Here is a 22,459-nt window from a genome sequence, read left to right on the forward strand (position 1 = left end):
CCAAGCACGCTGGGTCATGCCTCTGAGCAGGCGATCGCCAGCTCGTAGCCGAGCCTGAGCACGTTCCTTGCAGCCCAGTCGTCCTCGTTATGGTCCCACTCAAACTCAGTGGCGGGCCCCGGAGGGTCAAAGTAGGCCATGTAGTCGTCGCGCAGTTCAACTGCGTACACCGCGCGTGCTTCGGAGAGCAAGCCGCCCGCCGGCCGATAGAAGACGATGCGAGCTATCAGGCGATCCTCTCGCCTGCCGAACTCCTCCGCCAAGGACAACCGCCCCAGAGGCGTGTCAACGGCGATGACCCGGCCCCCTTCGACCAACGGCGCTATTTGGGGCTCGCGCACTTTAACCGCTGCTGCAGGGAGCCATCGATGGAACGCCGCCAACCGCTCGCGCAACTTCGGTGCGGCCACCGTCAGTCGACGGCCAAGGGCGTTTCGTTCTCCCGGATTCAGGGGCATGGTGGCGTCCGTGCGATGCAGCAAATTACGTGAGCTCGAAGCTGTCGAGGCGTCACGTGATTCCGTTTCTCCTCGCTTGCTGAAGGAACGAGATGATTTCGCCAGGGCTGTACCCGGCGCCATTCAGCCCGCGCTTTGCCCACTCCTCAAACAGGAGTTTCTCCTGTGCAGTGGGAGGGCGTCCACCACCACCGCCACCGCCACACTCCGGAGTTGACAGAAGGATGTCGATCGACGACGTCTTCAACGACACCTGAATGCAGGTGTTGCCACCGGCTGACCTTCTTCGTCGCAACTGCTCGCTTAGCCAGCGCTCGTCGACATCTGCGATATTGCGCTGCTCGTCTCCAATTCTGATGTAGCTCATTGAGCGGTCCGAGTCGAGGTGGATGGATCAATTTAAGTGCACCGCGGGTGCGTTGCTTCCATCAATCGGCGTAGAACAATCGTCTTATTAACTGCCCTCAGAAGGGGATCAAATCCCGCATGGACGTAGCGGCCAGCGTCCATCCTCAGGGTGATGACCGCTTTCGACCCTATGCGCTCATCCCCGCTTCCCGCCAGTGGGCTCAATGACCGCATTAAAGCCAAGACCGCGAATTCGGCGTCCGCCGCCGACCGGCTGCAATCGCTGCAAAGCAGTCGCTCTTGGCGGACGTTAGGAGCGGCAGCCAGAGGCCGTTGCTGCCCCAGTTGCAACCGAGCGGAAGTCAGCTCCCGGCAAGAAGCGGTCATGCGCGTTCGCAGGGATGGCGCTCATGGCGCTCCAACACCGCTCTCACGACGTCGCGATGTCCTGCGCAGCCAGGACCGGCCGCGCCGGCGCGACAGGCTTCTCCACACGCTTCCGCGTGGACGCACAGCGCACTTTCGACTTGCGGGTGGATGCGCGCAGCGCGGCGCAGCGCTCGGCTTCCAGCCGCTCGCGCTCGCTGGCCTTCCAGGTCTTGTAGCCCCAGGCCACGCCGACCACCACGCAGGCCGGCAGGAAGGATCCGCCCGAGAGGACGGACACCGCGGCGCAGGCGTTGCCGGCCGCGCTGCCTTGCCAGCCGGCCGCGGCCATCGCATAGGCACGCGGGCGCTCGGCCTCCGGCAGGCTCTCCGCATGCTTGAAGGTCACCGCCTTCATCCCCAGGCCGAGGATGGGCAGCAGCGGATTCACCGGAACGCCGGCGGCGATGCCGACGGCCGACGACACGCCGTCCGCGACGGCCCCGGCCCGGGCCTGCGACTGTGCCTCTTGCGCCTGGGCCGCACCCAGCGCGGCGGACAGCGCCGCGGCCAGGATCCATCGACGGTCATCAGCGAATAAAGCCATGCTGCTCCCCTTGCCGAGGAGTAGAGCAGTTCGCCCGCGGCGCAGCGCGGGCGCCCGTCAGCGCGGAAAGACCGGCCGTCGCGCCCGGTTGTATTCGAATGTCAAGGGTGAGCGCACGCTCCTGGCGACCGGGTCCGCGCCCTTCACCCCACTGCGCGCCGCACGCCCTCGATCGGGGTGAGCTTCAACCGCGGCCCCGACTTCATGTACTGCCCGGGCAGGTCGCGCTCCATCAGCTGCTGCACGTCGCGCGCCACGGCGGCCAGTGCGTCCAGGTCGATGCCGGTGTCCCAGCCGCATTCGTGCAGCAGGTACACGAGGTCCTCGGTGCAGATGTTTCCCGTGGCGCCCGGCGCGAAGGGGCAGCCGCCCAGGCCGGCGAAGGAGGATTCGTACTCGCGCACGCCCAGCGCCAGCCCGTTCATCACGTTGGCCAGGCCGATGCCGCGCGTGTTGTGGAAATGCAGCGCGACGATCGTCTCCGGAAAGCGCGCGCGGATCGCCTCCACGGTGCGCGTCACCACCGGCGGCGTGGCCATGCCGGTGGTGTCGCCCAGCGTGATGTGGCGCGCGCCGTGGCGCACGTAGGTCTCGACGATCTTCAGAACGTTCTCGAGCTTCACGTCGCCCTCGAAGGGGCAGCCGAAGGCGCATGCCACCGCGCCGCGCAGCGCGATGCCGTAGCGCTGCGCGATCGGCGCGAACTCCACGAAGTCGGCGAGCGCGGCGTCGATCGACTTGTTCAGGTTGGCCTGGCAGTGCGTCTCCGAAGCGGACACGAACGACGCCATCATGTCCACCTTGGCCGCGGCCGCGCGCTCGGCGCCGCGCGCATTGGGCACCAGGGCCGTCAGGCGCACGCCGGGCCGGCGCTCGATGCGCGCCATGACTTCGGCGGCGTCGGCCATCTGCGGCACCGCGCGCGGCGACACAAAGGAGGTCGCCTCGACACTGCGCACGCCGGCCGCGATCAGGCGGTTGATCAGGTCGGCCTTGGTCTCGGTGGGGATGAAGCGCGACTCCGACTGGAAGCCATCGCGAGTGCCGACCTCGGTGACCCGCACGAAGCGGTCCTCGCCGGCAGCGGGGGAGTAGTTCATGGTCATTTCCTTCCTGTGCGGCGCGGCGTCACACCACGCCCTTGACGCGCAGCGCCTCGATGGCCGCAGTATCGCGCCCCAGCTCCCGCAGCAGGGCGTCGGTGTCCGCCCCCAGCACCGGCGGCGGACGGTGGACGCGACACGGATCGTCGGAGAACTTGATGGGGAAGCCGAGCACGTCGAGCGGGCCGTGCCGCGGATGCTCGATCGTGATGCGCATCTGCTGGTGCCGCGTCTGCGGGTCCTCGAACACTTCGGCGAGGTTCAGCACGCGGCCGCAGGGCACGCCGCCGGCATTGAGCTTTTCGATCCAGTGCGCCACGGTGTGCGCGCGGGTGCGGGCGTTGATCTCCGCGTTGATGCCCGCGCGACGCTCGAAGCGTGCCGCGTTGGTGCGGTACTCAGGGCGCTCGCGCAGGTCGTCGAGGCCGAGCGCGTCGATCAGGCGGGCATAGAAGGCATCGTTGGATGGCGCGACGGCGATCTGCCCGTCGGCCGCCTCGAACAAGCCGTAGGGCGCGACCAGCGCGTGGTCGTTGCCGGTGCGCAGCGGCAGCTTGCCGGTGGCGAAGAAGTTGGTCGCCAGGAAGGCCAGCATGCTGGTCATGCTGTCGGTGAGCGCGGTGGCGACTTCCTCGCCCTCGCCGGTGCGGCTGCGGCGCACGAGCGCGGCGCAGATGCCCATGGCGGCATAGGAGCCGGCCACGAGGTCCGACACCGGCGGCGCGGCGCGCATCGGCGGGCCGTCCTCGGTGCCGTTGACGCTCATGAAGCCGCTCATGGCTTGCGCGATGAAGTCGAAGGAAGGCCGGTCGCGGTAGGGGCCGTCGAGTCCGAAGCCGGTGACGTGGCAGCTGACGATGTCCGGCTTGAGCGCGCGCAGCGCCTCGCGGCCGAAGCCCATCTTGTCCATGATGCCGGGGCGGTAGTTGTTGATCACGACGTCCGCGCCGCGCAGCAGGTCGCGCAGGATCTCCTTGCCCTCGGCGCTGCGCAGGTCCAGCGTGATGGAGCGCTTGTTGCGGTTGAAGCTGGCGAAGTAGAGCGAGAAGCCGTCGCGCGTCTCGCCCTGCTGCCGGATGGGGTCGCCGCCGTCGGGGTCCTCCACCTTGATCACCTCCGCGCCCATGTCCGCGAGGAACATGGAGCAGAAGGGGCCGGAGAGGATGCGGGTGAGGTCGACGACCCGGATGCCCTGCAGCTGCATGGATCTCCTCAGGGACTGAGCTTGACGCCGGAGGCCTTCACGACCTGGCCCCACTTGGGATAGTCGACGGCGAGGAACTTCGCGAACGCCTCGGACGAACCGCCCGCGGGGATGGAACCGGCCGCCAGCAGCTTGTCGCGCACTTCGGGCATCTGCAGCACCTTGTCGAGGGCGGCGTTGAGCCGGGACACCACGGCGGGCGGCGTGCCGGCCGGTGCGAACAGCCCCAGCCAGGTGCCGGTGTCCGCGCCCTTGATGCCCTGCTCGGCGACCGTGGGCGTCTCGGGCAGCGCCGGCGAGCGCTTGGAGGTCGTCACCGCCACCGGCGTGAGCTTGCCGCCCTTGACCAGCGGCAGCACGGACACCACGGAGAGGATGGCGACGTCGACCTGTCCGCCGATCACGTCGGTCATGGCGGGCGCGGCGCCCTTGTAGTGCACCGGCAGCAGGTGGATGCCCGCGAGCGACTTGAACTGCTCGCCGTACAGGTGGCCCAGGCTGCCGTTGCCGGCCGTGGCCCAGGTCAGGCCGTCCTGCGTCTTGCCCTTGGCGATCATGTCGGCGACGTTCGGGATCTTCGCGTGGCCGCCGCTCGCCGGGGTGCTGCTCACGATGGCCAGCGGCGTTTCCGACACCTGGATGATCGGCACGAAGCTCTTGAGCGTGTCGTAGCCGGCATTCGGATAGAGGTGCGGCCCGAGCCCCATGTTGTCCGTCTGGCCCATGACGATCGTGTAGCCGTCCGGCGCGGCCTGGGCCGCTTGCGCCACCGCGAGGTTGCCGGAGGCGCCGGGACGGTTCTCGGGCACCACCTGCCACTTCATCTGCTCGCTCAACGCGGTGGCGACCACGCGCGAAACGGTGTCGGTGCCGCCGCCGGGCGGGAACGGGATCAGCAGGCGGATCGGCTTGCTCGGAAACTCCTGCGCGCTCGCAAGCAGGGGAAGCAGCGCGGCGGCGGCGAGCGCCGCACGGGCGAGCAGGCGAAGCGATTTCATCCGTTGTCTCCTGTCGTGATGATTCGAGCGTAGCGTGACGCGGCCGGCGCCGTGCCTGTGGAAAGCCCTGAGCACTTCTGGCGTCATGCTTCGTCGCAATCAAGCTCCGCCCAGGGCCAGGCTGGAGGCCGCCGACGGCTGGCCCTGCGCGATCGCCAGCGCGTCGGCGCCCGCGGGATGGCGCAGCCTGCGCGTGCCGTCGTGCGCTGCGCGCCAGACCGCATCGGCCACGTCGGACGCCCGGGTCACGGCCGGCGATTCGGCCAGGCCGGCGAACGCCGATTGCGCAAAGGACGCATAAGCCTCGGGGATCAATCCCTCCATGCGGGCCGTGCCGTTCTGGGTGAATCGCGTGTCGGGCCCATAGCCCGGCTCGACGAGCTTCACGCGGATGTCGAAGGAAGCGAGCTCCAGCGCGAGCGAGGCCGTGAAGCCTTCGACGGCCGTCTTGCTCGCCGTGTAGGCGGCGACGAGGGGCATGGCCGCGAGGGCCACCGTCGATGTCACGTTGACGATGGTGCCCGATCGCCGCGCACGGAACTGCGGCAGCAGGGCCTGCGTCATCGCCATCGTGCCGAAGGTATTGGTGTCGAACACCTCGCGCACGGTCGCCATCGGCGTGGCCTCCCACGCGCCGAAGAGGCCGATGCCGGCGTTGTTCACGAGGACGTCGATGGGTCCTGACGCCTCGACGGCCGCGGCGATGCTTTCGGGCCGCGTGACGTCGAGCGCCAGGACGCGGATCCGGTCGGACAGCGGCAGGACGTCGGGCCGCGGCGTGCGCATCGTGGCGACCACGTTCCAGCCGCCGGCGTGGAAGCGGCGCGCGGTTTCGAGGCCGTAGCCGGACGAGCAGCCGGTGATGAGGACGGTTTTCATGGGGCATTCCTTTCGGTGTGGTGGAAGCCATGACGATAGGTCCGCTCGTCCGGACTGACTACAATGAATCGTCCACATTTCATTTGCGGGAGTCCGGAATGCCCGATCCCCTGGCGGACGTCATCGCCCTGCTGCAGCCCCGCGCCGTGTTCTCGAAGACGATCAGCGGAGCAGGCTCCTGGGCCGTGCGCTACTCCGCCTTCGGCGAACCCAGCTTCTGCACGATGCTCACGGGCCGGTGTGTCCTGGCCGTGGAAGGCGAGAAGCCGATCGCGCTGGAGGCCGGCGATTTCGTCCTGATGCCGGCGACGCCGGGATTCACCTTGTCGGGTGGAGAGCCGGTCGAGCCGGTGCCGGTCGATGCACGGCAGGCCGCGGTGGCGCCGCGCGGCGAGCTTCGCCATGGCCGGCGCGGCGGAACGCCCGATGCACGCATGCTGGGTGGCTACTTCCGCTTCGAATCGCCGGACGCCGGCCTGCTCGTCTCGCTGCTGCCGGCGCTGGTGCACCTGCGCGGCATCGAGCGCCTGTCCACGCTGGTCCAGCTGGTGGGCGAGGAAACGGCGGGGAACCGCGCAGGACGCGAGCTGGTGCTCGCGCGGCTGGTGGAGATCCTGCTGATCGAGGCGTTGCGTTCGACGGGGAGCGAGGCGCCGCCGGGCCTGCTGCGGGGACTGGCCGACGCGCGGGTCGCCGCTGCGTTGCGGCTCATGCACCGCGATCCGTCAAGGTCCTGGACGGTGGAGGAACTCGCGGGCAAGGCCGCCCTGTCCCGGTCGGCCTTCTTCGATCGCTTCTCGCGCGCCGTCGGCATGCCGCCCATGGAATACCTGCTGGCGTGGCGCATGGCCCTCGCGAAGGACCTCCTGCGCCGCGACGTCGCGCTGGCCGACGTGGCCGAGCGCGTGGGCTACGGTTCCGCCAGCACGTTCAGCACGGCGTTCAGCCGTCACGTGGGACGGCCTCCGGGCCGTTACGCACGGGAGGCGGGCCTGGAGTGATGAGCCCTCAGGCCAGCGGGATGTGCAGCTTGGTCGAGTTCTTCACTTCTTCCATGACGGCATACGTCCTCGTCTCGCGCACGCCCGGCAACTGCCAGAGCACCGTGCCCGCGAAGCTGCGATAGGCGTCCATGTCCGCGACGCGCGTCTTCACCAGGTAGTCGAAACCGCCGGCCACCATGTGGCACTCCAGGATCTCGGGATGCGCCTGCACGGCGGCACGGAACTGCTCGAAGACGTTCGGCGTCGTGCGATCGAGCAGCACTTCCACGAAGACCAGCATGCCGGCCCCCAGCAAGCGCGGGTTCAGCCGGGCCTCGTAGCCCTCGATGAAGCCCTCGCGGGTGAGGCGCTGCACCCGGGCGAGCACCGCCGTCGGGGACAAGGCCACGGCCTCCGCCAGCTTGAGGTTGGAGATGCGGCCGTCGTCCTGGAGCTGCGCCAGGATGCGGCGATCGGTGCGGTCGAGATCGAAAGGATCAGCCATGGGAATAGAGAATGATTCGGCTGATGCGCCGAACTTCGAAGCAATATTCTGCCGGGAATCGGGACCATCGAGGATGTCACGTCCACACCCGCTTCCATGCCAACGACCTCCCAGGGCACCTTCGAACGCTTTTTCGTCCCCTCCCAGCTGGCCGCCACCCCGCTGCGCCAAGCCATCACTGCGGCGTGCCGTGTACCGGAGCAGGACGCCGTCAGGCTGGTGCTGGAAGGCGCACGCGTGCCGACGGCCGCCGCGCAGAAGATCCAGGCGCTGGCCCACCGCCTGGCGAGCACCCTGCGCGCCCGCAAGGCCGGCGGCGGCCGTGCAGGGCTCGTGCAGAACCTGCTGCAGCAGTACGCGCTGTCCTCGCAGGAAGGCGTCGCGCTGATGTGCCTGGCGGAGGCGCTGCTGCGCATCCCCGATGCGGCCACGCGCGACACGCTCATCCGCGACAAGATCGCCCAGGGCCAGTGGCAGACGCACCTCGGCAAGAGCCCCTCGCTGTTCGTGAATGCCGCGACGTGGGGACTGCTGATCACCGGCAAGCTCGTCGCCACGCACAGCGAGTCGGGGCTGTCGTCCGCGATCGGGCGGCTCGTCTCCGTCGGCGGCGAGCCGCTGATCCGCAAGGGCGTGGACATGGCCATGCGCATGATGGGCGAGCAGTTCGTCACCGGCGAGAACATCGCCGAGGCGCTGCAGAACGCGCGGCCGCGCGAGCAGGAAGGCTTCAGCTATTCCTTCGACATGCTCGGCGAAGCGGCACTCACCGCGCACGACGCCGCCCGCTACCTGCGCGACTACGAGGACGCGATCCACGCCATCGGCAAGGCCTCGGCCGGCCGCGGCGTCTACGAAGGTCCCGGCATCTCGATCAAGCTGTCGGCCCTGCATCCGCGCTACAGCCGCTCGCAGTACGACCGCGTCATGGGCGAGCTGTACCCGGTGCTGGTGCGCCTGTGCGCGCTGGCCAAGCGCTACGACATCGGCCTGAACATCGACGCCGAGGAGGCCGACCGGCTCGAGATCTCGCTGGACCTGCTGGAGCGGCTCGCCTTCGAGCCGCAGCTGCAAGGCTGGAACGGCCTCGGCTTCGTGGTGCAGGCGTACCAGAAGCGCTGCCCCTTCGTGCTCGACTACGTGATCGACCTGGGGCGCAGGAGCAGGCGGCGGCTGATGATCCGGCTGGTCAAGGGCGCTTACTGGGATTCGGAGATCAAGCGCGCGCAACTCGATGGCCAGGACGGCTACCCCGTGTACACCCGCAAGCCCTACACCGATGCCTCCTACATCGCCTGTGCCCGCAAGCTGCTGGCCGCGCCGCAGGAGGTGTATCCGCAGTTCGCGACGCACAACGCCCACACGATGGCGACGATCTACGAACTCGCGGACCCGGCGAGCTACACGCGCCACCAGTACGAGTTCCAGTGCCTGCACGGCATGGGCGAGCCCCTGTACGAGCAGGTGGTGGGCGACCCCGCGCAGGGCAAGCTGGGGCGCCCCTGCCGCGTCTACGCGCCGGTGGGGACGCACGAAACCCTGCTCGCCTATCTCGTGCGCCGCCTGCTCGAAAACGGGGCCAACACCTCCTTCGTCAACCAGGTGGCCGACCAGACGATCGCCGTCGAACAGTTGGTGCGCGACCCGGTCGCCGCGATCGAGGACTACGCGCGCAAGGAAGACGCGCTCGGACTGCCGCACCCGGCCATTCCGCTGCCGCAGGACCTGTACGGCACGGTTCGAAGGAATTCGCGCGGCCTCGACCTGAGCAACGAGGCCCAGCTGCACGCCCTCGCCGAGACCTTCGCTGCCACCGAAAGCCTGAAGGCGCGGCCCCTGCTCGCCGAGGACACGCCGGCGCTCGGAATGGAACCCGTCACCAACCCGGCCGACCGGTCCGATGAAGTCGGCTGCGTCCGCGCAGCGACCGCCGGCGAGATCGAGCTCGCCCTGCAGCGTGCCGTGGGGGGCGCGCCGCGCTGGGCCGCCACCGCACCGAACGAGCGGGCGCGCCTGCTCGAAGCCGCGGCGGACCGGCTGGAAAGCGACATGCCGCGCCTGATGGGCGTGCTGGTCCGCGAGGCGGGCAAGACCGCATCGAATGCCGTCGCCGAGGTGCGCGAGGCCGTCGACTTCCTGCGCTACTACGCCCGCGAGGTGCGGGACCATTTCGACAACGCCAGCCATGTGCCGCTCGGCCCGGTGGTGTGCATCAGCCCCTGGAACTTCCCGCTGGCGATCTTCGTGGGACAGATCTCCGCGGCGCTCGCCGCCGGCAACGTGGTGCTGGCCAAGCCGGCGGAGCAGACGCCACTCATCGCATCCGAAGCCGTGCGTGCCCTCTGGGCCGCGGGCATCCCGCGCGATGCGATCCAGCTGCTGCCCGGTCCCGGTGCCGTCGTGGGCGCCAAGCTGGTGGGCGACGCGCGCGTGCAGGGCGTTCTCTTCACCGGCTCCACCGAAGTGGCGCGCCTGCTGCAGGCCAACGTGGCCGGCCGCGTGACGGCCAGCGGGCGCGCGGTCCCGCTGATCGCGGAGACCGGCGGGCAGAATGCGATGGTGGTGGACTCCTCCGCCCTCGCGGAACAGGTGGTGGGCGACGTCCTCGTGTCCGCCTTCGACAGCGCGGGCCAGCGCTGCTCCGCGCTGCGGGTCCTCTGCGTGCAGGAAGAAGCGGCAGACCGCGTGCTGGCGATGCTGCTGGGCGCGATGGCCGAACTGCGGGTGGGCAATCCGGCACGCTTGGCGACGGACGTGGGCCCCGTGATCGACCAGGATGCCAAGTCCAACATCGATCGCCACGTGGAGGAGATGCGCGCCGCGGGCTGCCGGGTCCACCAGGTGTCGGGCCACAGCGAACAGCCGCTGCACGTGGGCACCTACGTGCTGCCCACCCTCATCGAGATCGACAGCATCTCGGCGCTGAAGCGCGAGGTATTCGGCCCGGTGCTGCACTTCGTCCGCTTCCGACGCGAGGAACTCGACGGGCTGGTCGGCCAGATCAATGGCACCGGTTACGGCCTCACGATGGGCCTGCACACCCGCATCGACGAGACGATCGCCCGCGTGATCGATGCGGCACATGCGGGCAACGTCTACGTGAACCGCAACATGGTGGGCGCCGTCGTCGGCGTGCAGCCCTTCGGCGGCGAAGGCCTGTCCGGCACCGGCCCCAAGGCGGGCGGGCCGCTGTATCTCTATCGACTGCTGTCGCGGCGTCCGGACGACGTGCTCGTGCGCGCGCTCGATGCGGACGCGGGATCGGAGGCCGGCACCGCGCCCGCTGTCCAGGGCGCGCTAGCCAGCCTGCTGCAATGGGCCCAGGCGCAGCAGCCCACGCTCGCCGCGGCCTGCGCGCGCATGGCCACCCTTGCGCGTCCGGGTGCTTCGGTGGTGCTACCGGGACCGACCGGCGAGCGCAACGTCTATGCGCTCGCGCCTCGCTCCAGCGTCCTGTGCCTCGCGGAAAGCGACGCGGACCGCCTCGTGCAGCTCGCAGCCGTCCTGGCCGTCGGCAGCCGTGCCATCTGGCCCGCCGGGGCGCAGGGACTGCTGCAACGCCTGCCGGCCGAAGTGCAAGCCCACGTCGCGCTGGCGCGCGACTGGACCGCACCCGAGGTCGCATACGAGTCCGTGCTGCTGCATGGTTCCACCACCGAACTGGCCGACGTGCAGCGGCAGATGGCCCGCCGCGACGGACCGGTCGTCAGCGTCGAACGCATGGAACCGGGCGAAACGGCGCTGCCGCTCGAGCGCCTGGTGATCGAGCGGGCCTTGAGCATCAATACCGCGGCCGCGGGTGGCAATGCATCGCTGATGACGATCGGCTGATATCGATCGGAGGACGTCGACTCACCCTTGTGCGGCCGGCGTGTCTCCCGACCCGAGATCCCAATACAGCCCCGTCATCACCTCCAGGCCCTCGCGCAACAACTCCGGCGGCAGGTGCTCGTTCGGCGCATGCTGCGAGCAACCCGCATAGGAGTGCGGCACCCAGATCGTGCGAAGGCCGAGCACGTCGGTGAAGATGTCGTTCGGCAGCGAGCCGCCCAGGTTCGGCAGGATCGCCGGCTTCTTGCCCGTGGTACGCGCGAGCGAAGCCACCGCCCATTGCACCCACGCATCGTCCGGATCGATGCGCGTCGCGTTGAACAGGGTCTCGCGCGTCGTGGCGATCTGCACCCTGTCGAAGCCGTGACGGTCCAGGTGGCGGCGCAGCGCCGGCAGGATGCGCTCGGGATCCACGCCCACGACGAAGCGCAGCTGGCAGCGTGCCCAGGCGCGCGGCGGAATCGCGTTCACCGGCGTCTCGGGATTGCCGGTCTTGTACGCCAGCACCTCGAAGCTGCACCAGCCGAACACGCGCTCGGCGGGCGTCAGGCCCGGCTCGCCCCACCAGGGCTCGACCTCCGGGCCGTCGGCGCCGCCATCCACTTCGCAGTCGGCCAGCACGCGCCGCACGGAGGCGGGGAGTTCCGAGGGCACCCATTCCGGGATGCGGATCTGCCCGTTGGGCCCGGCGATGCTGGCGATGGCATGCGCCAGTTGCAGGCCCGGGTTCGAGATCAGGCCGCCCCAGTTGCCGGAGTGATGGCCGCCGGCGCGCGCCTCGATCGTCAGGTCGAAGTTGATGCTGCCGCGCGAGCCGAGGAACACGGTCGGACGCTCGGCGCGCAGGCGCGGGCCGTCGGAGGCGACCAGCAGGTCGGCCTTCAGGGCGTCGCGGTGTTCGGTGCAGAACTCGCGCAGGCCCGGCGAGCCGGTCTCCTCGCCCATCTCCACCAGGAACTTCGCGTTGAATCCCAGCTTGCCGCGCGTGGCGATCACGTGCCGCATCGCTTCCATGTTGATGCTGTGCTGGCCCTTGTTGTCGGCGATGCCGCGGCCGTACCAGCGGCCCTCGCGCTCCGTCAGCGTCCACGGCGACAGGCCCTCCTGCCATTCGCGATCGAGGCCGCGGATCACGTCGCCATGTCCGTAGCCGAGCACGGTGGTCGCGCCGGGCGCTTCGATCCTCTCGGCCAGCAGGAAGGGCGCCTTGGCCCTGGCGTGTTCGATCACGCGGCAGGAAAAGCCCATGGCCTCGAACGCGGGGCCGACCTCCCGTTCCAGGTACTGGCGCAACGCCGGGCCGCGCTCCGGGTTCTGGCTTTCGGTCGGCACCGCGACGCGGCGCGCAAGCGTCTCGCGGAATTCGCCGGCGTCGAAGCTGCTGCGGGCACGGGCGATGGCGGCGTCGCGGGTCTTCATGGGGTTTCTTCCTGGTCTACGAACAGATGGCAGGCGACCTGCGCCGCGCCGGCAGGCAACAGCCGCGGCATGGAGCGGTCGCAGCCTTCGAAGCGGCGCGGGCAGCGCGGATGGAAGGCGCAGCCCGCAGGCGGATCCAGAGGATCGGGAAAGGCGAGGCCCAGGCCGGTGTCGGGGAGGCCCAGCGTGGTGTCGGGCGTGAGCACCGAGGCCAGCAGGGCCTGCGTGTACGGGTGCCGCGGCCGTGCGAACAGCGTGCGCGTGTCGGCGAATTCCACCACCCGGCCCAGGTACATCACGGCCACGTGCGTCGCGATGTGGTCCACCACCGCGAGGTTGTGGCTGATGAACACGTAGGTGAGGTTGAACTCCTGCCGCAGGTCCAGCAGCAGGTTGAGGATCTGCGCCTGCACGGACACGTCGAGGGCCGAGGTCGGCTCGTCGCACACGACGATCTCCGGCTTCATCACCAGCGCCCGCGCGATCGCCACCCGCTGGCGCTGGCCGCCGGAGAGCTGGCCGGGCGTGAGATCGGCGTAGCGCGCGGGCAGGCCGACGCGTTCCAGCATCTCGATCGCCTGCGCGCGCCGCTGCGCCTTCGTGCCGATGCCGTGCACTTCCAGCGGAAAAGCGACGATGGACGCCACCGTGCGGCGCGGATTGAGCGAGGAGTAAGGATCCTGGAACACCGGCTGGATGCGCCGCGCCAGCGCGCGCCGGTCCATGGACGCGACGTCCTGCCCGTCGAGAAAGATGCTGCCCGCCGTCGGGCGCGTGAGGCCGAGGAGCATGCGCGCGAGCGTCGACTTGCCGCAACCCGATTCGCCGACGATGCCCAGCACGCCGCCGCGTTCCACGCCGATGTCGACGCCGTTCACCGCATGCAGCAGCCGCCGCGGGCGGAACATGCCGGCGTTCACCGTGAAGGTCCGCTGCAGGCCCTCGGCCCGGAGGAGTGCGCTCATGCCGGCACCGCCTCCGGTTCGATCACGCAGCGCCAGCGGCGGCCGGCACCGGAGTCGCGCAGTTCGATCGCTTGCGCGCACTCGGCGTGCGCATGGGGGCAGCGCTCGCGGAACGCGCAGCCGCGCAGTTCGCCTGCGAGCGACGGCACCACGCCCGGGATGCTGCCGAGCCGGCTGCCCGGCGCCGTGCGGCCCGGCACCGGAATGCATTCGAGGAGCCCGCGCGTGTACGGATGCCGCGGCCGCTCGAAGATCTCGGCGGCCGTGCCCTCCTCCACCACCTGCCCCGCGTACATCACGGCCACGCGGTCCGCGATGCGCGCGACGACCCCCAGGTCGTGCGTGATCAGCACCATCGCGATGCCGAGATCCTTCTGCAAGTCGGCCAGCAGCCGCAGGATCTGGGCCTGGATGGTGACGTCGAGCGCCGTGCTCGGTTCGTCGGCGATCAGCAGGTCCGGGGCGCACATCAGCGCCATCGCGATCATCACGCGCTGGCGCAGGCCGCCGGACAGCTGGTGCGGATACTGCCCCAGCCGCTCGCCGGCGGAGGCGATGCCCACCTTCTGCAGCAGTTCGACGGCGCGCTCGCGCGCTTCCGCGGCGCCGGCGCCGCGGTGGTGCCGGTAGTGCTCCGTCAGCTGCTCGCCGATCGTGTAGGCCGGGTTCAGCGCCGTCATCGGCTCCTGGAACACCATCGCCATGCGCTCGCCGCGCAACGCGTTGATGCGCCGGGTGCCGGCGCGGGCGAGATCCTCGCCCATGAAATCCAGCGTCCGCGCACGCCGCACGGCAGCGCGCGGCAGCAGGTCCATGATGGCCAGCGAGGTCATCGACTTGCCGCAGCCGGACTCGCCGACGATGCAGAGGGTTTCGCCGCGGCGCACCTGGAAGGACACGTCGCGCACCGGGTGCACCACGCCGGCGGCATTGCGGATGTCCACGTGCAGGCCCTGCACGTCGAGGACGATGGGCGGATCAGCTGCGCTCATTCGGCATGAACACCTGGTGCAGGCCGTCGCCGGCGAGATTGATCGCGAAGATCAGCAGCGCCAGCGCGCTGCCCGGGATCGCGATCAGCCAGAAGGAGAAGAACATGTAGCTCTTGGCCTCGGAGATCATCAGGCCCCACGAGGGCAGCGGCGGCTGCACGCCGAGGCCGAGGAAGGACAGCGAGGCCTCGAGCAGGATCGCGCTGGCGGCTTCCAGCGAAGCGACCACGATCAGGTGCGGCAGCACGTTGGGCAGCACCTCGCCGCAGATGATCCGCGCCGTCGATGCGCCGGCGGCCTGCGCCGCGGCCACGTACTCCAGCGAGCGCACCTGCTGCGTGGCACTTCGCATCACCACCGCGAAGCGGTCCCATTTCAACAGGCCGAGCACCAGGATCACCACCCACAGCGAGCCGCCGACCAGGGCGACGGTGGCCAGCGCCACCAGGATCACGGGCATGGCCAGCCGCGTCGTGACGACGAAGGACACCAGCATGTCGGTGCGGCCGCCGAAGTAGCCGGCCAGCAGGCCCATGGTGGTGCCGATCGCTCCGGAAATCAGCGCCACGCTCACGCCGATCAGCAGCGAGATGCGGCCCCCGTAGATCAGCCGCGAAAGGTAATCGCGTCCGAGCGAGTCGGTCCCCAGCGGATGCGCCCAGGTGCTCTGCGCGTACCAGACCGGCGGCACGGTGCGGTTGGCGAGGTCCTGCGCGTAAGGGTCGGCCGGCGCGAACAGCGGCGCGAAGATCGCCAGCACCACGATCGCGAGCAGGATGGCGCCGCCGATGGCGAGCGCGCGGTTCGCGAGGAAACGGCGCAGCGCCGACGGCGCGGCCGGGACGATCTGCACCTCGGGCAGCGCGGCTTCGGCGGGGAGTCGGGCCGACATCACGCCACCCGGATGCGCGGATCGAGCCATGCGTTCGCCACGTCGGCGGCGAGCGTCAAGACCACGTAGATCACCGACAGCAGCAGCACGATCACCTGCATCACCGGGAAGTCCTTGTTGCTGATGCTCTGGTAGGCCAGGTAGCCGAGGCCGTCGAGCGCGAAGATCGTCTCGATGACCACGGAGCCTCCCAGCAGGAAGCCGAGCTGCACGGCGGCGAGCGCCACCACGGGCACGATGGCGTTGCGCAGCGCATGCTTGAAGACAACCGTGCCGGCCGGCAGGCCCTTGGCGCGCGCGGTGCGGATGTAGTCGGCATCCAGCACCTCGATCATGCCGGCGCGGATCAGCCGCATGAAGGCGGGCGCCGCGTAGTAGCCGAGCGCCAGCGCCGGCATCACGAAGTGCTGCCAGGTGCCGCTGCCCGACACCGGCAGCACGCGCCACGCGATCGAAAACAGCATCATCAGCAGCAGCGCGAAGAAGAAATTGGGGAGGGCCTGGCCCAGCACCGCCACGCCGAGGCACAGGCGGTCGACCCAGCTGTGGCGCCACAGCGCCGCCAGCACGCCGAGCGGCACCGAGATCAGCAGCGCCACGGCGAGCGCCGCCGCACCGAGCACCAGGGTGGTCGCGAGCTTGGAAGCAACGAGCGGCGCCACCTCGGTCTTGAAGTACACCGAGGTGCCGAAGTCGCCGCGCAGCAGCTTCTGCAGCCAGTCGGCGTACTGCACGGCGACCGGCCGGTCGAAGCCGTACTGGTGCCGGATCATCTCCACGTCGGCGGCCCGCGCGCCCTCGCCGGCCAGCGCCAGGGCGGGATCGCCCGACACGAAGACCAGCAGGTAGGCGATGAACGAGACCGTCAGCGCCACCAGCACGGCAAGGCCGAGGCGCTTGCCGATGTACGCAAGCATCAGTCTTCCCCCCGCGTCACTTCCAGCTCATCTCCCAGAAGCGCGGCACCTCGTCGGAGTAGGCCCTGAAGTTCAGCTCCTTGCTGGCCACGTAGTACACCGGCAGCGACCACAGGGGCACCGCGTAGGCGTTCTCGGCGATGAGGCCCAGCGCCTGGCGGTAGTACTCCTTGCGTGCCTTTTCGTCCACGGTGTGGTCGCCCTTGTCCAGGAGCTCCTTCACCTTCGGGTCGTGCGTGGAGTCGTCGGCGCCGCCGCCGAAATACACGGGCGTGGACGCGGACGTGTCGTTGACCAGGTTGGAGCCCCAGGTCCAGTGGATCAGGGCCGCCTTGTTGGCGCGCCCCTGGTCGCGCATCGCGGCGTACTGCATGAAATTCAGCTTCGCCTTGATGCCGACGGCCTGCAGGTAATTGATGATCGCCTCGGTCTGGTCGCGCTCGCGGTAGGCGTGGATGGGAAGCTCGAAGCCGTTCGGGTAGCCGGCCTCGGCCAGCAGCTTCTTCGCCTGTGCGGGGTCGTACTTGTAGACGGGCGCGCCCTCGTGCGTGCAGCCCACCTGCGACGGCGTGCAGATGGTGTACAGGGGCTCCGCGCCGGCGCCCACGATGTTCTTGATGATGGCGTTGCGGTCGATCGCGTACGCGATCGCCTTGCGCACGCGGGGATCCTTCAGCTGCGGTGCCGGGGTGGCGTCGCGCGTGTTCATCTGCAGGAACACGATGCGCATGGTATTGCCGCTGAGCACCTGCAGGTGGGGGACGGTCTGCAGCTTCTCGGCCTGGTCCTTCGGCACGTGCATGATGAAGTCCTCGCCGCCGGAGAGCACTTCGGCCATCTGGGTCTGGCGATCCGGGATGAAGCGGATGCGGACCTTGCCGATCTTCGCCTGCGGGCGCGGCGACTCCTTGAAGTAGCCGTCGAACTTCTCCAGCGTGATCGACTTGCCCGGCACGTTCTCCACGACCTTGTACGGGCCCGAGCCGACCGGCCTGGCGTTCATGCCCTTGGGGCCGGCTTCCTTGTAGTACCTGGCCGGGTAGATGGGCAGCGTGGTGGCCAGGTAGTCCTTGGCGGCCGGGAACGGCTCCTTGCTGACCACGCGCACCTTGTACCTGTCGATTTTCTCGACGCGCTGGATCCATTGGACGTTCTGCTGCGTCACCGCCTTGTTGGCCGGGTCGGCGACGAAGGTGAGCGTGTTCACCACCGAGTCGGCGTCGAAGTCCTCGCCATTGTGGAATTTGACGCCCTGGCGCAGCTCGAATTCGAGCGTGCGGTCGTCGACCTGCTTCCAGCTTCTGGCCAGCTGGCCCTTGTATTCGTGGCTGACGGGGTCGCGATAGAGCAGCGTGTCCCACACGGTCTGGCCCAGGATCACGCCGATGCGGACGTTGTTGTAGTAGACGTCGACGTTTTCCGGCGCCTGGTCGTACGCCATTTCCAGCGTGTCGGTCTTCTTGCCGGCCCACGCGGACGGGACGGCGGCGACGGCGGCGGCCAGCGCTGCGGCGGCGAGTTTCGAAATACCACTCATGGACGGTTCCTGCTCCAGTCTGGACTGAGGCAAAACGATATCCAAAAGGGCCGCCGAATCGTTTGCATGCTTACCCTAGGTCGTGCGAAAGGCCTCATCCGGGCGTCGTGTACCCTCCCCCGCATGGAACTTCGCCAGCTGCGCTACTTCGTGCGCGTCGTCGAATCGGGCAGCATGAGCCGCGCCGCGGTGGACCTGGAGGTCGTGCAATCGGCGCTGAGCCAGCAGATCGCGCGGCTGGAAGGCGAACTGTCCACCCGCCTGCTGCAACGCAGTTCCAAGGGCGTGACGCCCACCGAGGCCGGCCTCGCCTTCTTCCGCCAGGCGCAGCTCGCGCTGCGGCACGCCGATGAAGCCGCCCGCGCCGCGCAGCAATCGCGCCTTTCCGGCAGCGTGAGCATCGGCCTGGCGCCGACCACGGCGTCGATCCTCGGCCTGCCCCTGATGCTCGCCGTGCACGAGCGCTATCCCGAGGTGCGGCTGCACCTGGTCGAAAGCCTTTCGGGCCATCTCTCCGGCATGCTCAATGCGCGCCAGCTCGATCTGGCGGTGCTGTTCGACACCGATCCCGGCCGCCGCTGGAGCGTGACGCCGCTGGTGGAGGAGAAGCTGTTCCTGATCCAGGCGCGCGGCCATGCGCGCAAGCCGCTGCCCGCCAAGGTGAAGCTGGCCGACATCAAGGACCTGCCGCTGATCCTGCCCAGCGGCACGCACGGCCTGCGCAGCACGCTGGACACGGCGATCTCCAGCGGGCGGCTCAAGCGCCTGCTGCCGATGGAGATCGACTCGCTGGCCATGCTGATGGACGCCGTGCGCGCCGGCCTCGGCTGCACCATCCAGCCGCGGGCGGCGCTGGCGCGCTTCGCCGATGCGAAGGAGGTGTTCGACGTGGCGGAGCTGGGCGATGCGCGCTTGCGCCGGCTCAATTCGCTGTGCAGCGTGTCGGACGAGGAGCTCTCGCCGGCCGCCCGCGCGGTGCGCGTGACCCTGGTCGACTGCGTCCGCGAGCTGGTGCGCAGCGGCGCCTGGGCCGGCGCCCGCTATCACGAAAACTGATAGCGGTCTCAGGCTTCCCTGCTGGTTCGAGAAGGCAAGGCGGTCTACAGTCCGCTCCGATGCATGATGTCCTGGTGATCGGCGGCGGCAACGCCGCCCTCTGCGCCGCACTGATGGCCCGCGAAGGCGGTGCCCGCGTGCTGCTGCTCGAAGCCTCGCCGCGCGAATGGCGCGGCGGCAACTCCCAACACACCCGCAACCTGCGCTGCATGCACGACGCGCCGCAGGACGTGCTGTCGGACGCCTACCCGGAAGAGGAGTTCTGGCAGGACCTGCTGAAGGTCACCGGCGGCAATACCGACGAACAGCTGGCGCGCCTCGTGATCCGGGCTTCGTCCACCTGCCGCCCGTGGATGCGCAAGCACGGCGTGCGCTTCCAGCCCTCGCTGGCCGGCACGCTGCACCTGTCGCGCACCAACGCCTTCTTCATGGGCGGCGGCAAGGCGCTGGTCAACGCCTACTACCGCAGCGCCGAGAACCTGGGCGTGGACATCCGCTACGACGCGCCGGTGGACCGCCTCGAACTGCGCGGCGGCCGCTTCGTCGCCGCCTGGGTCAACGGCGAGCGCATCGAGGCGAAGTCCTGCGTGCTCGCCTCCGGCGGCTTCGAATCGAACCGCGAGTGGCTGCGCGAGGCCTGGGGGCAGAACGAGCGCGGCGAATGGCCGGCCGACAATTTCCTGATCCGCGGCACGCGCTTCAACCAGGGCGTGCTGATCAGGCACATGACGGACCAGGGCGCCGACATCATCGGCGACCCGACGCAGGCGCATTGCGTGGCGATCGACGCCCGCGCGCCGCTGTACGACGGCGGCATCGTCACGCGGGTCGACGCCGTCTCGCTGGGCGTGATGGTCAACCGCGACGCGGTGCGCTTCTACGACGAGGGCGAGGACTTCTGGCCCAAGCGCTATGCCATCTGGGGCCGGCTCGTGGCGCTGCAGGCCGGCCAGATCGGCTACTGCATCATCGACAGCAAGGCGATCGGCCGCTTCATGCCGCCCGTCTTTCCCGGCGTGAAAGCCGACACCCTCCCCGGCCTGGCGCGCGCGCTGGGCCTCGACGAACACCGCTTCATGCAGACCCTGCAGGACTACAACGCCGCCTGCCGCGTGGGCACCTTCGACCACACCGTGCTGGACGACTGCCACACCGAAGGCCTCACCCCGCCCAAGACCCACTGGGCGCGGCCGATCGACACCGCGCCCTACTACGGCTATGCGCTGCGTCCCGGCATCACCTTCACCTACCTGGGCCTCAAGACCGACGCGCAGGCGCGCGTGTACTTCGGCGGCGCGCCCAGCGACAACCTGTTCGTGGCCGGCGAGATGATGGCGGGCAACGTGCTGGGCAAGGGCTACACGGCCGGCGTCGGCATGAGCATCGGCACGGCCTTCGGCCGCATCGCCGGCACCGAGGCGGCGCGCGCCGCGCTGAAGGAGGCCGCGCATGCAGTCGCTTGACGCCCTCACCCGCGAGGCGGCCGCGCTCGCCAACGGCGAAACGGCCGTGGCCGAAGTCGCGCGGCAGATGCAGATCTGCAATGCCTGCCGCTACTGCGAGACCTTCTGCGCGGTGTTCCCGGCGATGACGCGCCGACTGGAATTCGGCGCGGGCGACGTGCACTACCTCGCCAATCTCTGCCACAACTGCGGCGCCTGCCTGCATGCCTGCCAGTACGCGCCGCCGCACGAGTTCGCGGTCAACGTGCCGCGCGCGATGGCGCAGGTGCGGCAGGAAACCTATGCGGACTACGCCTGGCCGCGGGCTTTCGGAGCGGCGTATCGCAACAACGGGCTGGTGGTGGCGCTCGCCACGGCCGGAGGGCTCGCGCTGTTCCTCGTGCTGGTGCTGGCGCTGCGCGGCTCGCTGATGCACGAACCGCTCGCGGGCAACTTCTACGCGGTGTTCCCGCACAACCTGCTGGTGGCGATGTTCGGCGCGGCCTTCCTGTTCGCGATGCTGGCGCTGGGAATCGGGGCAGCGCGCTTCTGGCGCGGACAGTCGCCGGGCGCCGTCGGTGCACCGGCTGCCGCCGCCGCCGCGAAGAACGTGCTGGCCCTCACCTACCTCGATGGCGGGCACGGCGACGGCTGCAACGACGCGAACGACCGCTTCACCTTGTGGCGCCGCCGCTTCCACCACTTCACCTTCTACGGCTTCCTGCTTTGCTTCGCCTCGACCTGCGTGGCGACGCTGTATCACTACGTGCTGGGGCAGCCCGCGCCGTATCCGGTGACCAGCCTGCCGGTGCTGCTCGGCACCGTCGGCGGGCTGGGACTGCTCGCGGGACCGGCCGGCCTGCTGTGGCTCAACCTGCGCCGCCATCCGCTGCACGGCGATCCGCGCCAACGCCCGATGGACCGCGCCTTCATCGTGCTGCTGTTCGCCACCGGCCTCACCGGCCTGGCGCTGCTCGCCTGGCGCGACACCGGCGCGATGGCGCTGCTGCTGGCGATCCACCTCGGCGCGGTGCTGGCGCTGTTCCTGACCTTGCCCTACGGCAAGTTCGCGCATGCGGTGTACCGTACCGCGGCGCTGCTGAAATACCAGGTGGAACGCCGCCAGCCGAACCGGCTGCAACTCGGCGCGGATTGATTCGAGGAGACTTGCGATGAGCGAAGCACTGAAGATCCCGTCGATGAAGGAGCGCTGCTCGCCCGAGGAATGGCAGGCGCGCATCGACTGCGCCGCCTGCTACCGGCTGGTGGACCTCTACGGCATGTCCGACATGATGGCCAACCACATCTCGGTGCGCGTGCCCGGCGAGGAGTCCTTCCTGATCAACCCGTACGGGATGATGTACGAGGAGATCACCGCCTCCAGCCTGATCAAGGTGGACCTCGCGGGCAACATCCTGTCCAAGCCCGATTTCGGCTCGCTGGACTACGGCATCAACAAGGCCGGCTACGTGATCCACAGCGCGGTGCACGAGGCGCGGCCCGAAGTCGGCTGCGTGATCCACACGCACAGCTGGGCGTCGATGGCGGTGTCGGCGCTCGACTGCGGGTTGCTGCCGATCACGCAGACGGCGATGCGCTTCCTCAAGATCGGCTACCACGAGTACGAAGGCGTGGTGCTGAACGACTCGGAGAAGGCATCGCTGGTGCGCGACCTGGGCCAGGGCGAGGCGGTGATCCTGCGCAACCACGGCGCGCTGGTGGTGGGCCGCACGCCGGGCGAGTGCTTCAACTGGACGCACCGGCTGGAGCTGTCCTGCCGCTCGCAGATCGCGGCGATGTCGTGCAACACGAAGCTGCGCCCCGTGCCGCAGGAGGTGCTGGAAGAGACCTGGAACAACTACCAGCCGGGAACGCGGCGGCCCTACGGACTGATGGAGTGGGCGGGGCTGCTGCGGAAGCTGGACCGGATGGATCCGGGGTACAAGAGCTGAGCGTC

The 22,459-nt window shown here is 69.3% G+C and carries 20 protein-coding genes; 6 read left to right on the top strand and 14 right to left on the bottom strand.

The genetic code is table 11. From position 1 onward, the window contains the following. Nucleotides 1–14: 14 nt before the first annotated feature. The 7 genes from VF522_RS15575 to VF522_RS15605 all read right to left on the bottom strand — a co-directional run bounded on the left by VF522_RS15575 (nucleotide 15) and on the right by VF522_RS15605 (nucleotide 5,963). On the bottom strand, nucleotides 15–458 hold the full coding sequence (locus VF522_RS15575) for a hypothetical protein (RefSeq protein ID WP_330909204.1): 444 nt from the start codon (nucleotides 456–458) through the stop codon (nucleotides 15–17). A 52-nt stretch (nucleotides 459–510) separates the two neighbouring features. Next, the gene (locus VF522_RS15580; protein WP_330909205.1) at nucleotides 511–825 is read right to left on the bottom strand and encodes a hypothetical protein; all 315 of its coding nucleotides are present in this window, start codon (nucleotides 823–825) and stop codon (nucleotides 511–513) included. A gap of 411 nt (nucleotides 826–1,236) precedes the next feature. Further along, nucleotides 1,237–1,779: a hypothetical protein gene (locus tag VF522_RS15585; protein WP_330909206.1), complete on the bottom strand. Its 543-nt coding sequence runs from the start codon at nucleotides 1,777–1,779 to the stop codon at nucleotides 1,237–1,239. Nucleotides 1,780–1,922: 143 nt separating this feature from the next. Continuing rightward, a complete protein-coding gene (locus VF522_RS15590; RefSeq protein WP_330909207.1) occupies nucleotides 1,923–2,879 on the bottom strand; it encodes a hydroxymethylglutaryl-CoA lyase in 957 nt (318 codons plus the stop codon). 28 nt (nucleotides 2,880–2,907) lie between these two features. Further along, complete coding sequence (locus tag VF522_RS15595; protein ID WP_330909208.1) at nucleotides 2,908–4,086, bottom strand: CoA transferase; 1,179 nt, start codon at nucleotides 4,084–4,086, stop codon at nucleotides 2,908–2,910. Nucleotides 4,087–4,094: 8 nt separating this feature from the next. Beyond that, the gene (locus VF522_RS15600) at nucleotides 4,095–5,084 is read right to left on the bottom strand and encodes a tripartite tricarboxylate transporter substrate binding protein (protein WP_330909209.1); all 990 of its coding nucleotides are present in this window, start codon (nucleotides 5,082–5,084) and stop codon (nucleotides 4,095–4,097) included. Nucleotides 5,085–5,183: 99 nt separating this feature from the next. Further along, nucleotides 5,184–5,963, bottom strand: a complete 780-nt coding sequence (locus VF522_RS15605; RefSeq protein ID WP_330909210.1) for an SDR family oxidoreductase — start codon at nucleotides 5,961–5,963, stop codon at nucleotides 5,184–5,186. Between the two features lie 98 nt (nucleotides 5,964–6,061). Here VF522_RS15605 and VF522_RS15610 point away from each other — a divergent pair, with 98 nt between their 5' ends. Beyond that, nucleotides 6,062–6,964 (top strand): AraC family transcriptional regulator, encoded by a 903-nt coding sequence (locus tag VF522_RS15610; protein WP_330909211.1) that lies wholly within the window; start codon nucleotides 6,062–6,064, stop codon nucleotides 6,962–6,964. A gap of 7 nt (nucleotides 6,965–6,971) precedes the next feature. Here the strand turns inward: VF522_RS15610 and VF522_RS15615 are convergent, their stop codons facing one another. Next, nucleotides 6,972–7,451 carry an Lrp/AsnC ligand binding domain-containing protein gene (locus VF522_RS15615; RefSeq protein WP_330909212.1) on the bottom strand — a complete coding sequence of 160 codons (480 nt, stop codon included), beginning with the start codon at nucleotides 7,449–7,451 and terminating at the stop codon, nucleotides 6,972–6,974. A 96-nt stretch (nucleotides 7,452–7,547) separates the two neighbouring features. On the opposite strand from VF522_RS15615, the gene putA reads away from it, so the two are divergent. Further along, nucleotides 7,548–11,282 carry a trifunctional transcriptional regulator/proline dehydrogenase/L-glutamate gamma-semialdehyde dehydrogenase gene (gene putA, locus VF522_RS15620; RefSeq protein ID WP_330909213.1) on the top strand — a complete coding sequence of 1,245 codons (3,735 nt, stop codon included), beginning with the start codon at nucleotides 7,548–7,550 and terminating at the stop codon, nucleotides 11,280–11,282. Between the two features lie 21 nt (nucleotides 11,283–11,303). Here putA and VF522_RS15625 read toward each other — a convergent pair whose 3' ends face one another. The 6 genes from VF522_RS15625 to VF522_RS15650 are packed head-to-tail and all read right to left on the bottom strand — an operon-like array spanning nucleotide 11,304 to nucleotide 18,004. Beyond that, nucleotides 11,304–12,701: a M20 family metallopeptidase gene (locus VF522_RS15625; RefSeq protein ID WP_330909214.1), complete on the bottom strand. Its 1,398-nt coding sequence runs from the start codon at nucleotides 12,699–12,701 to the stop codon at nucleotides 11,304–11,306. Next, a complete protein-coding gene (locus VF522_RS15630; RefSeq protein ID WP_330909215.1) occupies nucleotides 12,698–13,666 on the bottom strand; it encodes an oligopeptide/dipeptide ABC transporter ATP-binding protein in 969 nt (322 codons plus the stop codon). Before VF522_RS15630 ends, VF522_RS15625 begins: the two co-directional genes overlap by 4 nt. After that, nucleotides 13,663–14,658: an ABC transporter ATP-binding protein gene (locus VF522_RS15635; RefSeq protein WP_330909216.1), complete on the bottom strand. Its 996-nt coding sequence runs from the start codon at nucleotides 14,656–14,658 to the stop codon at nucleotides 13,663–13,665. Before VF522_RS15635 ends, VF522_RS15630 begins: the two co-directional genes overlap by 4 nt. Then, nucleotides 14,645–15,550, bottom strand: coding sequence for an ABC transporter permease (locus tag VF522_RS15640; protein ID WP_330909217.1), 906 nt, complete (start codon nucleotides 15,548–15,550; stop codon nucleotides 14,645–14,647). The genes VF522_RS15635 and VF522_RS15640 overlap by 14 nt, the downstream gene beginning before the upstream one ends. Beyond that, the gene (locus VF522_RS15645; protein WP_330909218.1) at nucleotides 15,550–16,467 is read right to left on the bottom strand and encodes an ABC transporter permease; all 918 of its coding nucleotides are present in this window, start codon (nucleotides 16,465–16,467) and stop codon (nucleotides 15,550–15,552) included. Before VF522_RS15645 ends, VF522_RS15640 begins: the two co-directional genes overlap by 1 nt. Before the next feature lie 16 nt (nucleotides 16,468–16,483). Next, nucleotides 16,484–18,004 carry an ABC transporter substrate-binding protein gene (locus VF522_RS15650; protein ID WP_330909219.1) on the bottom strand — a complete coding sequence of 507 codons (1,521 nt, stop codon included), beginning with the start codon at nucleotides 18,002–18,004 and terminating at the stop codon, nucleotides 16,484–16,486. Between the two features lie 123 nt (nucleotides 18,005–18,127). On the opposite strand from VF522_RS15650, the gene VF522_RS15655 reads away from it, so the two are divergent. From VF522_RS15655 to VF522_RS15670, 4 genes are read left to right on the top strand one after another with little or no spacing between them, the layout of a single operon-like run. Then, complete coding sequence (locus VF522_RS15655) at nucleotides 18,128–19,060, top strand: LysR family transcriptional regulator (protein ID WP_330909220.1); 933 nt, start codon at nucleotides 18,128–18,130, stop codon at nucleotides 19,058–19,060. A gap of 59 nt (nucleotides 19,061–19,119) precedes the next feature. After that, nucleotides 19,120–20,523, top strand: a complete 1,404-nt coding sequence (gene tcuA / locus VF522_RS15660) for an FAD-dependent tricarballylate dehydrogenase TcuA (protein WP_330909221.1) — start codon at nucleotides 19,120–19,122, stop codon at nucleotides 20,521–20,523. After that, the gene (gene tcuB, locus VF522_RS15665) at nucleotides 20,510–21,658 is read left to right on the top strand and encodes a tricarballylate utilization 4Fe-4S protein TcuB (protein ID WP_330909222.1); all 1,149 of its coding nucleotides are present in this window, start codon (nucleotides 20,510–20,512) and stop codon (nucleotides 21,656–21,658) included. The genes tcuA and tcuB overlap by 14 nt, the downstream gene beginning before the upstream one ends. A 16-nt stretch (nucleotides 21,659–21,674) precedes the next feature. Further along, nucleotides 21,675–22,454 carry a class II aldolase/adducin family protein gene (locus tag VF522_RS15670; RefSeq protein ID WP_330909223.1) on the top strand — a complete coding sequence of 260 codons (780 nt, stop codon included), beginning with the start codon at nucleotides 21,675–21,677 and terminating at the stop codon, nucleotides 22,452–22,454. Nucleotides 22,455–22,459: the final 5 nt, after the last annotated feature.

Origin of the sequence: Ramlibacter sp., from assembly GCF_036383835.1 — a bacterium.
Lineage (GTDB): Bacteria > Pseudomonadota > Gammaproteobacteria > Burkholderiales > Burkholderiaceae_C > Ramlibacter.